Source organism: Micromonospora sp. LZ37, assembly GCF_059359015.1.
This window is the reverse complement of sequence record NZ_JCADBL010000010.1, coordinates 85366-99125: the sequence shown is the minus strand read 5'-3', so window position 1 is coordinate 99125 and position 13760 is coordinate 85366. Positions and strand designations below refer to the sequence as shown.

Annotated in this window: 15 protein-coding genes; 9 read left to right on the top strand and 6 right to left on the bottom strand. The window is 75.0% G+C overall.

Going from position 1 to position 13760, the window contains the following annotated elements:
* Positions 1–33 precede the first annotated feature (33 nt).
* The 4 genes from AC5L3Z_RS20665 (at position 34) to AC5L3Z_RS20650 (ending at position 5934) form a co-directional block, all read left to right on the top strand.
* The gene (locus AC5L3Z_RS20665; protein ID WP_494844297.1) at positions 34–1191 is read left to right on the top strand and encodes a LysR family transcriptional regulator; all 1158 of its coding nucleotides are present in this window, start codon (positions 34–36) and stop codon (positions 1189–1191) included.
* A 201-nt stretch (positions 1192–1392) separates the two neighbouring features.
* The gene (locus AC5L3Z_RS20660) at positions 1393–3747 is read left to right on the top strand and encodes a sigma-70 family RNA polymerase sigma factor (RefSeq protein WP_494844296.1); all 2355 of its coding nucleotides are present in this window, start codon (positions 1393–1395) and stop codon (positions 3745–3747) included.
* A gap of 58 nt (positions 3748–3805) precedes the next feature.
* Complete coding sequence (locus AC5L3Z_RS20655; RefSeq protein WP_494844294.1) at positions 3806–4249, top strand: VOC family protein; 444 nt, start codon at positions 3806–3808, stop codon at positions 4247–4249.
* Positions 4250–4359: 110 nt separating this feature from the next.
* Positions 4360–5934 carry a glutamate synthase-related protein gene (locus AC5L3Z_RS20650; RefSeq protein ID WP_494844293.1) on the top strand — a complete coding sequence of 525 codons (1575 nt, stop codon included), beginning with the start codon at positions 4360–4362 and terminating at the stop codon, positions 5932–5934.
* A gap of 10 nt (positions 5935–5944) precedes the next feature.
* Here the strand turns inward: AC5L3Z_RS20650 and AC5L3Z_RS20645 are convergent, their stop codons facing one another.
* Positions 5945–6220, bottom strand: coding sequence for a hypothetical protein (locus AC5L3Z_RS20645; RefSeq protein ID WP_494844291.1), 276 nt, complete (start codon positions 6218–6220; stop codon positions 5945–5947).
* Between the two features lie 91 nt (positions 6221–6311).
* Here AC5L3Z_RS20645 and AC5L3Z_RS20640 point away from each other — a divergent pair, with 91 nt between their 5' ends.
* The 3 genes from AC5L3Z_RS20640 to AC5L3Z_RS20630 all read left to right on the top strand — a co-directional run bounded on the left by AC5L3Z_RS20640 (position 6312) and on the right by AC5L3Z_RS20630 (position 7494).
* The gene (locus tag AC5L3Z_RS20640) at positions 6312–6551 is read left to right on the top strand and encodes a GNAT family N-acetyltransferase (protein ID WP_494844290.1); all 240 of its coding nucleotides are present in this window, start codon (positions 6312–6314) and stop codon (positions 6549–6551) included.
* A 61-nt stretch (positions 6552–6612) separates the two neighbouring features.
* Positions 6613–6969: a hypothetical protein gene (locus AC5L3Z_RS20635; RefSeq protein ID WP_494844288.1), complete on the top strand. Its 357-nt coding sequence runs from the start codon at positions 6613–6615 to the stop codon at positions 6967–6969.
* A gap of 36 nt (positions 6970–7005) precedes the next feature.
* Positions 7006–7494: a ribosomal maturation YjgA family protein gene (locus tag AC5L3Z_RS20630; RefSeq protein ID WP_494844287.1), complete on the top strand. Its 489-nt coding sequence runs from the start codon at positions 7006–7008 to the stop codon at positions 7492–7494.
* Here the strand turns inward: AC5L3Z_RS20630 and AC5L3Z_RS20625 are convergent.
* Positions 7473–8945 carry an SDR family NAD(P)-dependent oxidoreductase gene (locus AC5L3Z_RS20625; protein WP_494844285.1) on the bottom strand — a complete coding sequence of 491 codons (1473 nt, stop codon included), beginning with the start codon at positions 8943–8945 and terminating at the stop codon, positions 7473–7475. The genes AC5L3Z_RS20630 and AC5L3Z_RS20625 overlap by 22 nt on opposite strands.
* A 142-nt stretch (positions 8946–9087) precedes the next feature.
* On the opposite strand from AC5L3Z_RS20625, the gene AC5L3Z_RS20620 reads away from it, so the two are divergent.
* Together AC5L3Z_RS20620 and AC5L3Z_RS20615 are read left to right on the top strand one after the other, a co-directional pair.
* Complete coding sequence (locus AC5L3Z_RS20620) at positions 9088–9876, top strand: enoyl-CoA hydratase/isomerase family protein (protein ID WP_494844284.1); 789 nt, start codon at positions 9088–9090, stop codon at positions 9874–9876.
* A gap of 169 nt (positions 9877–10045) precedes the next feature.
* On the top strand, positions 10046–10975 hold the full coding sequence (locus AC5L3Z_RS20615; protein WP_494844283.1) for a diacylglycerol/lipid kinase family protein: 930 nt from the start codon (positions 10046–10048) through the stop codon (positions 10973–10975).
* A gap of 8 nt (positions 10976–10983) precedes the next feature.
* On the opposite strand, the gene AC5L3Z_RS20610 is transcribed toward AC5L3Z_RS20615, so the two are convergent.
* The 4 genes from AC5L3Z_RS20610 to AC5L3Z_RS20595 form a co-directional block, all read right to left on the bottom strand.
* Positions 10984–11730 (bottom strand): hypothetical protein, encoded by a 747-nt coding sequence (locus AC5L3Z_RS20610; protein WP_494844282.1) that lies wholly within the window; start codon positions 11728–11730, stop codon positions 10984–10986.
* Between the two features lie 102 nt (positions 11731–11832).
* A complete protein-coding gene (locus AC5L3Z_RS20605; protein WP_494844280.1) occupies positions 11833–12357 on the bottom strand; it encodes a hypothetical protein in 525 nt (174 codons plus the stop codon).
* A 105-nt stretch (positions 12358–12462) separates the two neighbouring features.
* Positions 12463–13182: a hypothetical protein gene (locus AC5L3Z_RS20600; protein ID WP_494844279.1), complete on the bottom strand. Its 720-nt coding sequence runs from the start codon at positions 13180–13182 to the stop codon at positions 12463–12465.
* Complete coding sequence (locus tag AC5L3Z_RS20595; protein WP_494844278.1) at positions 13175–13756, bottom strand: RNA polymerase sigma factor; 582 nt, start codon at positions 13754–13756, stop codon at positions 13175–13177. Before AC5L3Z_RS20595 ends, AC5L3Z_RS20600 begins: the two co-directional genes overlap by 8 nt.
* Positions 13757–13760: the final 4 nt, after the last annotated feature.

Genomic DNA, 13760 nt, shown 5'->3' with positions numbered 1-13760 from the left:
CGGTACCGCCGACCGGACCACCGGGAGGCGGCGGTGAACTGGGGTGACCTGGTCGCGTTCGGCGCGGTGGCCGAGGAGCTGAACTTCACCCGGGCCGCGGCCCGGCTGCACATCACCCAGCCGGCCCTGTCGGTGCGGATCCGCCGGCTGGAGACGTCCCTGGGGGCGCGGCTGCTCGACCGCAGCACCCGGCGCACGTCGCTGACGCCGGCCGGCCGGGTCCTCGCCGACTGGGTCACGGAGACCGCCGCCGGCTGGCAGCGGGTCCAGGCGGAGGTCGCCCGGCACGCCGCCGCCGGGACGGATCCACAGCCGCCGGCCGCGCCCCCACCAGCCCCCCGGCCGGCGGCCACCGCGGCAGCCGCGAGCGGGCCGGCGGCCACCCCGCTGGCGGCCACCCCGCCAGCGGCCACCGCGCCAGGGGCCACCCCGCCGGCCCGGCGACCGGCGGCGGGACCGGCGACCCGGCGGACGGTCCGGCTGGGCATCTGCGGGGTCGAGCCGGACCGCCTGCCCGACCTGCTGGCCCGCCCCGCGACGGACTGGCAGGTGGGGCGGGGCGGGTCACCGGCCGACCTGGTCGCGCTGCTGCGCGGCGGCCGGGTGGATCTCGCCCTGTGGTGCCGGTGGCCGGCGGGCGAGACGGTCGACCTGGCCGGGCTGGCCAGCAGCGCCATCGGCGGCACGCCGCTGCGGGTCGTCCTGCCCCGGCGCCACCGGCTCGCCGGCGCCACGCTGCTCGACCTGGCCGATCTGGCCGACGAGGAGTGGACCGCCGGACCCGACGCCCGGCTGCGGGCCGCCCTGGTCGAGACGTGCCTGCGGGTGGGCGGTTTCGTACCCCGGCTGACCCACGGGCCCGGGCCCGGCGCGGCCGGCGGCGCGATCGCCCTCGCCGGTCCCCTGACCGACGCCGAACCCGGAACCGTGCGCCGGCCGTTCCGCCACGCGCCCCGCCCGATCCTGGAACTGGCCTGGAACCCCCGGACCGTCCCCGAGTCACTCCCCCGGGGCGCCCAGGCCGCGCTGCGGGCCGCCGTCGCCCAGGAACCGGCCGGGCAACGGGCCCGTCCATCGTCCTGCCCCGCGCCGGGAACGCCCCACCCGGCGGTGTCCGGCGGGTGGGCGCCGCGTCGCCCGCCGCACTCCATCGTCAGCGGACGGAACGGCTCACCGGTCGGAGCGGCGTGATCCCCAAAGGTGGTCCGTCGCCGGTTCCTGTCCGGACGGCCGGGCCGCGCGCAGTCATGTTCGATCCGACATGAACGGCGGCGGCGGAGGCGCGGTCACCCTTAGCGAGCGCATAAGTCGCCTTCTCGGCCGGCCTCCGGCACACATCGGACGGTTATGCTCGCCGCCCCGGCGGGTGCGGTTGCCCGCCACCGAGACCGGATGCGGGAGCGAGTGTCCAGTGACGTCGAGCGGCCGGTCCGGCCGGGCGGTTCCGGCGAGGAGACCGGACGGCTGGTCGTCGCGGCGCAGGGCGGTGACCGCGGCGCGCTCGACCGGCTGCTGCGCGAGCACCTGCCGCTGGTGCACAACGTCGCCGCGCGTACCCTCGGCGCCGCCGACGCCGACGACGTCACCCAGGAGACGCTGATCCGCGCCCTCACCGGGCTACGGCGGCTGCGCCAACCGACGAGCTTCCGCTCCTGGCTGGTGGCCATCGCGCTGCGGGAGACCCGCCGGCACGGGCGGCGGATCGGCGCGGACCGGCAGCGCCTCACCGCCCTGGACGCCGACGACGCCGACGAGCGCGGCGGCGCCGACGACACGGCCGTGCACCGGGTGGAGCTGAGCCGGCAACGCCGGCGGATGGCCGCCGCCGCCCGCTGGCTCGACGCCGGCGACCGGGAGCTGCTCAACCTGTGGTGGTTGACCGAGGTCGGCGCCCTGGAACGGGCCGAGCTGCCCCGGATCCTCGGCGTCTCCCCCGCCCACGCCCGGGTCCGCCTGCACCGGCTGCACGCCCGGGTGGAGTCGGCGCGGCGGATCACCGAGGCGGTCGACCGGGCCGGTGGGCCGGACGGCTGCCCGCCGCTGCGCGAGCTGCTGCGGCGCTGGGACGGCCGGCCGACGCCGGCCTGGCGCAAACGACTCGCCCGCCACCTCGACCAGTGCCCGCGCTGCCGGTCGGCGGGCGGCCCGCTGCTGCCACCGGAGCGGCTGCTGGCCGCCGTACCCCTGCTGGCGCCGCCGGCCGAGCTGGCCGACACCGTCTCCGGCCGGCTCACCGCCGCCGGCGCGGCGGGTGCCCCGGCGGCGTCCCGGCTGGTCCGCGCGGGCGCCGCCGTGGTGGCGGTGCTGGTAGTGGCGCTCGGCGTCGGGGTGACGCTGCGCGACCGGCCGCCGCAGCGGGACGCGGCGGTCGCGCCCCCGGCGAGCCCGACCGCCGCGCCGACGCCGTCGCTGTCGCCGTCGGCGCGGCCCCGCCCGCCCGCGACCGTGCCCGCCGGGCCCGCGGCGGGCGCCGGGATCGGCGGGCCGACCTGGCCGGCCGGGCAGTTGCCGCCCACCACCGGCCGCTACCTGTACGTCTCCGGCACCGGCGACGACGGCAACAGTGGGCGCAGCCGCAACCGGCCGCTGCGGACGCTGGGCCGGGCCGCCGCGCTGACCGAACCCGGCGACACGGTGCTGGTCGACGACGGCGAGTACCGCGAGCCCGACCGGTTCGCGGTGGTGGCGATCGAACGCTCCGGCAGCCCGCAGAAGTGGATCACCTGGGCCGCCCATCCCGGAGCCCGTCCGGTCGTCCGGGCCACCGCCTGGCACGGCATCTGGGTGCACGCCTCCTACGTCACCGTGTCCGGCTTCACCATCACCGGGCCGCGCGAGGAGCTGACCGCGGCGCAGCGGGCCGCGGCCCGGCGCGGCGACGTCACCGACCCGGCGCTCTCCACCAACTGCCTGTCCGTGAGCGAGCTGAGGAACGCCGCCACCCCACGGCGCCCGCACCACGTGGTGGTCTGGGGCAACACCATGACCGACTGCACGCTCAACGGCATCTCGACCCAGTTCGCCGACCACGTGACGATCGCCCACAACGTCACCGCCCGCAACGCCTGGTGGTCGCCGTACGCCGGCAGCGGCATCTCGGTGCACAGCAGCTGGAACTCCGACGCCGGCACCGGCGTCAAGATGATCGTCCGGGGCAACGTCAGCCACGACAACCAGAACCTCGTGCCGGCCGCCGCCACCGGCAGGATCCAGGACGGCAACGGGATCATCGTCGAGTCGAACGACAACCGGGACGTCCGGGGCGCGCCGCTGTTCCAGACCCCCTACACCGGGCGGACGCTGGTGGAGAACAACATCTCGTACCGCAACGGCGGCCGGGGCGTCAACGTCTACCGGGCCGCCCACGTCGACGTCGTCAACAACACCCTCTACCGCAACGCCGCCCACCCGGACATCGAGATCGACCTGACGGTCACCGAGTGCCGGGACGTCCGGGTGGCCAACAGCGTGGTGGTCGCCGGCCCGGGCAGCCCCGCCGCCGCGCTGTCCCGCTCCACCGGGGTCACCTTCGACCACAACCTGCTCGTCGGGCGGACCTTGGGCGTCACCGACCGGGCCCTGACCTCGGCCGACCCCCGGTTCGTCGACCCCGGCGACGCCGACTTCCGGCTCGCCGCCGGCAGCCCGGCGGTGGACAGCGGCACCGCCACGGGAGCCCCGGAGCGCGACGCGCGGCGGGCGGCGCGGGTCGGCGAGGTGGACCGGGGCGCGCTGGAACGGCGCTGAACCCGCCGGCTGTCTTTCCGGCGCGTACGCCCCGACGGCACCCCGCTGCGGTGCGACGATGTCCTCGACCTACCACGAGGGGGCGGCAATGACGTCGCAGCTCAACCCGTACCTCGCCTTCGCCGGCAACGCCCGCGAGGCGATGGAGTTCTACCAGCAGGTGTTCGGCGGTGACCTGAACCTGACCACGTTCGGCGAGTTCGGCACCGAGGACCCGGCGCTCGCCGGCCAGGTCATGCACGCCCTGCTCCGCACCACCAGCGGGCACGTGCTGATGGCCTCGGACCTGCCACCCGGCGTGGAGCTGCGGCGGGGCAACGGCAACACCATCAGCCTCAGCGGCGACGACGCCGACGAGCTGCGCGGCTACTGGCAGCGGCTCTCCGAGGGCGGCATCGTGGCGCTGGCGCTGGAGAAGCAGATGTGGGGCGACGAGTTCGGCCAGTGCGAGGACCGCTTCGGCGTCGGCTGGATGGTCAACATCTCCCAGCCCCAGAGCTGAGGGCCGCGCCCCCTGCCGACGCCGCCGGCACGGCGGGGGGGCCCTGGATCGACGCCACCGCGCGCGCCGCTTCCGTTTGGACGGCGGCGGGACCGGAAAGAGTGCCGGGCATGAACTGGACCGGTCGAGCCGTACCCGTCGTCGCCGCCGCCGTCGCGGGCCTGGCCGTGCGCGACGTCCTCCAGCGCGACCACGCGCTGCTGCGCAACTTCCCGCTGATCGGGCGGGCCCGCTACCTGCTGGAGGCGATCGGGCCGGAGTTACGGCAGTACATCGTCGCCGGCAACAACGAGGAACGGCCGTTCACCCGCGACCAGCGACGCTGGATCTACGCCTCGGCGAAGCAGGAGAACAACTACTTCGGCTTCGGCACGGACAACGACATCGAGTACACGCCCGGCTACCCGATCATCAAGCACCGCACCTTCGGCCGGGCGGTGCCGCCGTCGGCGCCCACGGCGGGACATGACGTACGGCTGCCCGCGGCGAAGGTGCTCGGCGGCGCGCGGGGCCGTGCCCACGCGTTCCGGCCCGAGTCGGTGGTCAACATCTCCGGGATGAGCTTCGGTTCGCTGTCGGGCAACGCGATCACCGCGTTGAACAAGGGCGCGGCGCTCGCCGGCTGCCTGCAGAACACCGGCGAGGGCGGGTTGTCGCCGTACCATCGCAACGGCGGTGGCCTGGTGTTCCAGCTCGGCACGGCGTACTTCGGCTGCCGGGACTCCCGCGGCCGGTTCAGCCTCGACAAGCTCAAGGAGCTGGTCGCCGGCGCCCCCGTGCGGGCGCTGGAGGTGAAGCTCAGCCAGGGCGCGAAGCCCAGCCTCGGCGGGTTGCTGCCCGGGGCGAAGGTTTCCGCGGAGATTTCCGCGACCCGGGGCATCCCGCAGGGGAAGGACTGCGTGAGCCCGTCCCGGCACGCCGAGTTCTCCGACTGCGACAGCCTGCTCGACTGGGTGGAGCTGCTCGCCGCCGAGACCGGGCTGCCGGTCGGCATCAAGTCCGCCGTCGGCGACCTCGGCTTCTGGGAGGAGCTGACCACGCTGATGCGCGACACCGGCCGAGGCGTGGACTTTGTGACCGTCGACGGCGGCGAGGGCGGCACCGGCGCCGCGCCGCTGATCTTCACCGACTCGGTGTCGCTGCCGTTCCAGCAGGGCTTCGCCCGGGTCTACCGGACCTTCGCCGAGAAGGACCTGCACGAGCAGGTGGTCTTCGTCGGCGCCGGCAAGCTGGGCCTGCCCGACAACGCGATCGTGGCGTTCGCACTGGGCTGCGACATGGTCAACGTGGGCCGGGAGGCGATGCTGGCGATCGGTTGCATCCAGGCGCAGAAGTGCCACACCGACACCTGCCCCACCGGCGTGGCCACCCAGAACCCGTGGCTCGCCCGCGGCCTCGACCCCACCCTCAAGGCGGTGCGCGCCGCCAACTACCTCCGCACCCTCCGGCGGGACCTGGTGAAGGTCGCCGAGGCGTGCGGCGTCGAGCATCCCGGCCTGATCGACACCGACGCGGTGGAGATCCTGGACGGCCGGACCGCCTCCACCCCGCTGCGTGAGGTCTACGGGTACCGGCCGGAGTGGGGGCTGCCGTCGGCGGCGGACCGAGCCGAGATCGCCCGGCTGATGGTTGGCGAGGCGCCGCAGGGCGGCAGCGCCACCCCGTCGGCCACCGCGCAGGGCTGACCGGCCCGGCTCATCGCCACGCCGGCGGGCGGCGGCGGCCAAGCGGAAACGGGTGGTCGCCGCCGGGCGGCTGCTGCATGATCTGCGACCGATGCTGATCAGACGAGAAAGCACCGCCGACGTCGACGCCGTCCGCGCCGTGCACACCGCCGCCTTCGCGAAGGCGGACGCTCCGGACGCCGTACCCGTGGAAGCCGGCCTGGTCGACGCGCTCCGCGCCGACGCGGGCTGGCTGCCCGCCCTCTCCCTCGTCGCCGTCGCCGCCGACGGGACGGTCGTCGGGCACGTGGTCGCCACCCGGGGCACGGTGGGCGGGCAGCCCGTCGCCGTCGGGCTCGGGCCGCTCGGCGTGCTGCCGGCATGGCAGGGCCGGGGGGGTGGGTTCCGCGCTGATGCACGCGGTGCTCGGCGCCGCCGACGCGCTGGCCGTGCCCCTGGTCGTGCTGCTCGGACACCCCGGGTACTACCCCCGCTTCGGGTTCGTGCCGGCGGTGGACCTGAGCGTGACCCCGCCGGGTCCGTGGGGGCCGGCGTACTTCATGGCGCGGACGTTGAGCGCCTGGGAGCCGGGCATCCGGGGCGAGTTCGCGTACGCGCGGCCCTTCAGCGACCTCTAGTCCGCCCGTCCCCCACCCGCCGCGCCTTCCGCGCGCTGCCGCCGTCGGGCATCCTGGGGAAATGGGAGAGGTGCTTCCGATGCCCAGCTTCGGTGACCTGTTCACCGACACCCGGGGCGAGGACCGGACGATGCGGGTCAGCTACCACCCTGAGCGCGGCGCCGTGGTGCTGTCGCTGTGGAGCGGGGCCATCTGCCGGGGCTCCTTCCGGCTCGCCGCCGACGACGTCGGGCGGCTACGGGAGCTGCTCACGGCGATCGAGCTCGCCGCCGCCGCGCCGGCGGACGGGCCCGGGGCCGGGGCCGCCGCCGGGGGCACGGTGCCGGCGGAGGCGACGGAGGTCGTCCGGACCGGCGACATCTCCGGTACGGCGCGGCGGGTCGCGCTGCCGGTCGCGCCGCCGCCCCGGGTCGCCTGAGCGAGCGTTGTGCGATCGGCGGCTAGCATCGCCCGAATGTCGATCACGCCGAGGACGGTACGGCTGCTCACCCCGCCGGCGGCGGCGCTGTTCCTGGCGATCGCGCTGGCGATCCGGGCCGTCGACGACGGGCCGCTGCGGCAGCACTCCGGCACCGCCCTGTACGCGTCGATGGTGTGGGCCGGGGTGTTGTTCGTCCGGCCCCGGCTGTCGCCGGTGCCGGCCGGGGTGGTCGCGGTGGTGTTCTGCTGGCTGGTGGAGTGCGCGCAGCTGACCGGGGCTCCGGCGGAGCTGTCGGCCCGCAGCGTGGCCGCGCGGCTGGCGCTGGGAGTGCAGTTCGATCCGGTGGACCTGGCCTGGTACCCGGCCGGGGTGGCGCCGCTGGTCGCGCTGCACCTCGCCGTACGCCGCCGACGGCGCACCGCCGGGCCGGTCGGGGCACCGATCGGCCTCGGCGGGGACGGGCGGGTGCGCGGCTCCCGCGACCAGTCACCCCGGACGGGTCACCAGGCGCAGGGGGCGTAGTCCTTCAGGAAGCAGCCGTAGAGCTCCTCGCCCTGCTCGCCACGGACGATCGGGTCGTACACCCGGGCCGCCCCGTCGACCAGGTCCAGCGGCGCGTGGAAGCCCTCGTCGGCCAGCCGCATCTTCGTCGGGTGCGGGCGCTCGTCGGTGATCCACCCGGTGTCGACGCTGGTCATCAGGATCCCGTCGGCGCGCATGTCCTCGGCGCTGGTGCGGGTCAGCATGTTCAACGCCGCCTTGGCCATGTTGGTGTGCGGGTGCCCCGCCCCCTTGTAGCCCCGGGCGAACTGGCCCTCCATCGCCGACACGTTCACCACGTAGGCGCGCCCGGCGGGCGACGCGGCCAGGGCCGGTCGCAGCCGGCTGACCAGGACGAACGGCGCGGTCACGTTGCAGAGCTGCACCTCCAGCAGCTCGACCGGGTCGACCTCGTGCACCCGCTGCACCCAGCTGTTGACCGGGGCGAGGTCGGGGGTCAGGCCGCCCGCGTCGACGGCGGTGGCGGCCGCGATCCGCTCGGGCGAGGCCGAGCCGCTGGTCAACGCCAGCGCGGTGAGGGCGTGCGGGGTCAGCGCGGGCGACGTCGGGGCGCCCTCCGGCAGCGCGGCGGTGTCGCCCCGGCTCGCGGGGCCGGTGAAGGTGAGCAGCTCCGGCAGCGGCCCGTCCGGCAGGGCCGCCGCTTCGGCGGCGACGAGATGGGCGTACGCGCCGGGGCTGCGGCGTACGGTCTGCGCGGCGTTGTTGATCAGGATGTCGAGCGGCCCCTGCGCGGCGACCGAGTCCGCGAGCGCCACCACCTGGGCCGGGTCGCGCAGGTCGATGCCGACGACCCGCAGCCGGTGCAGCCAGTCCGCGCTGTCGGGCATCGCGGTGAACCGGCGGACCGCGTCGTGCGAGAACCGGGTGGTGATCGTGGTGTGGGCGCCGTCGCGCAGCAGCCGCAGCGCGATGTACATGCCGATCTTCGCGCGGCCGCCGGTCAGCAGCGCCCGCCGGCCGGTCAGGTCGGTGCGGGCGTCGCGGCGGGCCCGGTTCAGCGCGGCGCAGGTCGGGCAGAGCTGGTGGTAGAAGGCGTCCACCTCGCGGTAGCGCTCCTTGCAGATGTAGCAGCCACGCGGATTGATCAGGGTGCCGGCGGTGGCGCCCGCGGTGGGCGAGGCGAGCGGGATGCCGCGCGTCTCGTCGTCGATCCGCCCCGGCGCGCCGGTGGCGGTGGCGGCCGTCACGGCCCGGTCGTGGGCCAGGACGGCGTCGCGCCGCTCCTCGCGCCGCCGCTGCTTGATCATCTTGTAGAGCTTGGCGGTGGCGCGCTGCACCCGCACCACGTCCGGGTGCTCGGGCGGCAACGCCTCCAGCGCCTCGAAGACGTCCAGGCAGGTCTGCAACCGGTCCCGGTCGATGCCCACCGGGTCCCCGTTGTGACCTGTTTGTGCGACGTTGTCCACCGTCATTGCCACTACCGTCTCGTCCTCGTCCACTGGGTCGACCCACCGACCGACCCGGGAACTGTACGGACCCCGGCGCCCCCGGTGCCACACCCCCCGACGGGCCGGGCCGCCGACGTGGCCGCGTCACCCCGGCTAGGCTGCGCCGGTGACCGAACCGCCAGCCCTGACGCGCCTGGAGGTCGAGCCCTCCGGGCTGGCCGTGTTGACCGTCGACGCCGGGCCGCTCAACCTCTACACCCTCGACCTGCACGAGCGGATCGACGCGGCGCTCGACGGGCTGCCGAGCGACACCCGCGCTCTGCTGATCCGGTTCGACGGGCGGGTGGTCAGCGCCGGCGTGGACGTGGGCCTCTTCGACGCGCAGCAGTCACCGGAGCAGGCGAAGGTGCTCTTCGACCGGATGCTGACGCTGCCGCAGCGGATCGCCGGGTACGAGTTCCCCACCGTCTTCGCCGCGCACGCCCTCTGCCTGACCTGGGCGTTCGAAGTGGCGGTGGCCTGCGACATCATCCTGGCCGCACAGCGGGCCAGCTTCGGCCTGGTGGAGCGGGTGGTCGGGCTGACACCCACCATGGGCGGCACCCAACGGCTCGCCGCACGTGCCGGGGTGGGCCGGGCCAAGGAGTTCGTGATGACCGGCGAGCGGTATCCGGCCTCGGCGCTGGAGCGCTGGAACGTGGTGAACCGGGTCCTGCCCGACGACGGCTTCGACGAGGCGGCCCGGGAGTTCGCCGGGCGGCTCGCCGCCGGGCCGACCCGCGCCCACGCCGCCACGAAGCGGGTGCTGGACCACTTCGCCGCCGGCGGCGTGTCCGAGGCCGACCGGCACGTCACGGAGATCGCCGCCGAGCTCTACCGCACCGAGGACCTCCGCAACGCGGTGCGCTCGTTCCTCACCGACGGGCCGGGCCGGGCGACGTTCACCGGACGCTGACCACGGTCCCGATCGACGTACGCGCCGCGCCGCCACCCCGCGCACCCGGTGGGACAACACCCCGACGGCGCTGGGGGCGCGCACCGCGCCCCGGCCGTACCCGGAGTCACAGGACCGGTGACCCGAGGCGGACGGGCGGCGGGACGGCGGGGCGATAGGGTCGGGCCTCATGCGGACGAAGCAGGAGTTGACCGCGGCCATCCGGCGGGACCGGAGAGCGGCCCTGGTCATCAACGCCCGCTCCCGTCGCGGCCAGGAGAACTTCGAGCGAGCCCGGACCCGACTGACCGCGGCCGGCTTCGACCTGCTCGGCACGTACCCGGTGCACCGGCCCGGGCAGCTCGAGGAGAGCATCGCCGCCGCCACCGACCTGGGGCCGGACGTCCTCGTCGTGGGCGGTGGCGACGGCACGCTCAGCACCGCCGCGCGGCTGCTCGCCCACCTGGACATCGCGCTCGGCGCGCTGCCGCTGGGCACCACCAACAACTTCGCCCGGACCATCGGCCTCCCGCTGGACCTCGACGACGCGGTCGCGGTCCTCACCGGCGGCACGGTGATCGACGTCGACCTCGGGATCGCCGGCGGGATGCGCTTCACCAACCAGCTCGGCGTCGGCCTCTCCGCCGACATCATGCGCCGGACCCCGCCCCGACTGAAGCGGGTCTCCGGCCGGCTGGCGTACCCGTTGACGGCGCTGGCGCTGCTCGGCGGGCACCGGCCGCTGCGCGCCACCGTCCGGGCCGGCGGCACCGCCTACGAGTTCCTCACCCACCAGCTCTACGTCGCCAACGGCGGTTTCCACGCCGGCCGGCCGATCACCGCCGACGCCGACGCCGACGACCGGCTGCTGGTGGCGTACCCGGTCGGCGGGGCGACCCGCCGCGGCCTGGTCCGCGCCACCGTCCGCAACGCCGCGACCGGCCACCGCCGCACCCTGCACGAGGAGCCGTTCCTCGCCGTGGACGAGCTCTGGCTGGAGACCGACCGGCCGGCCCGCTTCGAGGTCGACGGCGAGCTGTGCGGGACGACGCCGATCCGGGTCGCCGTGGACCCGAACGCGCTGCGGGTGCTGGCCCCGGCCGGCAGCCCGGATCGCTGACACCGGGGTCAGGCCCACTCGCCGGAGTACAGCGGCGCGACCGGGCGCTCCCGGCGGCTGATCCGCAGATCCCCGAAGATGGTGCTCCGGGCCGCGCGCTCGACCTCCGCGTCCAGGTCGATCCGCAGCTCCTCGGACGCGTCGTGGGCGGCGCCGATGAGCACGAGTTCGGTTCCGGGGTGATCGAGGAAGCCGGGCGGGTCGAGCGGGGCGAAACGACGACCGTGGAACTTCTCCCGCAGCGCGGCGGGCAGCGTGACCTTTCGGGACCCGCCGAGCCCGACCCCGGGCGGGGAGGGTGCCTGCGGGTTCTTCACCGTGACGATGTAGCTCGGCTCCGACTCGATGCTCAGCTCGTGCTGCGCCTCCCCGAGCCGCAGCGGAAGTTCGAGTTCGTACGCGAGATGGGTGTGGTCGTCGTGCCGGGCGATCACGTACGCGCCCTCCGCCACGGGTCGGGCCGGCGGCTGCTCCCGCTCGCCGCGGGTCCTCGTCCGGTACGTGTGCGCCCGCAGGGCCTCGTGCAGCTGCTCCGGCCGGTCCACCACCGCGTCGACGAACGCCCAGAAACGGTCGTGCTCCTCGATGCCCGGCAGCCGTTTACGCCCCACCACCAGCAGTCGCAGGTGCCGCCCCCGCCACGGGTGCATCACCACCAGCAGCCGCTGCACCTCGTCCAGGGAGTCGACGTGCTCCTCCTCGATCCGGGGACGGTAGAGGAAGTAGATGTCGCCGTCCTCGAGCAGTTCCGCCATCCGCCCCGCGTACCCGAAACCACCGGCGAGGAACGGGCGGGCCGGCCCGCCGTGGGCTCTGCGCCTCCCGCCACGCCGTCGACACCGGTGCTGGGTGTCACGTCAGCCTTCGGCGTAGACGAGGTCCATGGTGTCGGTGTGTCCCGACCAGCGGAGTTCGAGGTGCCAGCAACCGGCCCGCGGCAGGTCGATGATCGACGGGCCGGGGCCGCCGGCGACCTCCCGGGTCACCCGCGTGTCGGTGCCGTCCAGCGTCGCGGTGATCGCCAGGGTGGCGGGCGACGCCGGGTCGGACGACGTCGCCGCCGGCTTGGAGACCCAGAGGATCTTGTTGGTGGGCCCCTCGTCCCGGCGCAGCGCCAGCGGGTGACCGAACAGCACCGCGACGATCTCGCCCTTCGCGCCGAAGACGTGCGGGATCCGGGCCTCCCCGCTGAACCCGGCGTCCGCCCAGTCCGGCAGGACACCCGTCTCGACCCGTGAGCCGCAGCCCGACGCGGCGCTCGCCGGAGGATTCGCCGGGGCCGTGGTGGCCGGAGCGCCGACCGGCGTGCCTGACCGTTCCGTGGTCGTGCAGGCCGCCAGCAGGACCGCCGACCCCAGCAACACCCTGCCCCATGAACCCATCTCGCCCCCTCCGGACAAACGGTCCCGTTCGTGCCTCGCACCATCCAGGACACCGCTCGGGCCCTCGGGGTTCCCGTCATCACGAGAGCGACCGCCGTCCCTCGCTCAGTTCAGCGAGTTGACGATCTCGATCGCCTCGCCCTTGGTCAGGTCGCCTTCGAGCCGGTAGCTCACGCCGGCCTCCTCCCAGATAAGGGTCGAGGCGGCGAGCCGCGCGCTCTCCACACGGACCGTGCCCGCCCGATCCACGTAGGCCAGCGCGTGCGGGCCGCCGATCCAGACCGCGAAGCCCGCGTCGACCTGGACCCATTCCACTCCTGGCCCGGCGGCCTGCTTCTGGAAGACCGGGTCGAGGCGACCGTCGAAGGCATCGACGCGCAGGGCTCCCCCGCGGTAGAGCAGGGTGACCACCCGGTAGGAGCCGGCGCCGTCGACGTCGGCGACCAGCACCTGCTCGGGCGGGCCCAGCTTCGCCGGCAGGCGGATCGGGAAGCGGAGCTTCTCCTGCGCCTCGTGGAGGGAGGCGGGCCGCTGCGCCGGCAGCGGCGACGGGCTGCCGGTGGGCGAGATCGGCGCCGACGACGTGTCGATGATGATTCCGGAGAAGCGCAGCAGCCCCGCCACGGCGTCGGCGAGGGCGGCCCGCCCCGGCGGCAGCACCGCGACGAGCAGGGCGACGAGCGCCACGGCGAGGTAGTAGCGCCACCGGCGTCGCCTCCGCGCGGGCGCGGCCAGGCGGGCGCGTACGCGGTCGGCCACGTCGGGCGTGGCGGGTGTGTCCAGCCACTCGGTGAGGTCACGCAACTCCCGTTCGAGGTCATCCACGGCGCACCTCCTCGCGGTCGAGCAGGGCGCGGAGCTTCGTCAGCGCTCGGGACGTCCGCGACTTCACCGTGCCTCTGGGCCAGCCCAGCATCGTCACGGTCTCCTCCTCGCTGAGATCGAGGAGGAACCGGCAGACGATGACCTCACGGTCCTTCACCGGCAGCAGCCGCAGGGCCCGCACCAGCGTGGCCCGGCGCTCGGCGGCGAGGACGCCCCCCACCGCGCCGTCCTCGGCGATCTGCGACTCCGGGTTCGCCGCCGCCGCGCGCAGGACGAGTCCGTCCCGCCGGCTGCGTGAGCGGTGCATGTTGCGGGTCTCGTTGGCGACGATCGCGAGGAGCCACGCGCGGAAGGACGACTCTCCCCGATAGCGGGACAGCTTGCGGTATGCCTTCACGAACGCCTCCTGGATGACGTCCTCCGCGTCCGAACCCGCGCCGAGCAGCACCGCCGTCCGGTAGGCGGACGCGGTGTGCCGGGCGACCAGGAGGTCGTACGCCCCCAGGTCACCTGCCCGAGCGCCGGTGACGAGCTCTTCGTCGTCCAGTGGAACCTCCAGTTGGATCACACTCATGACA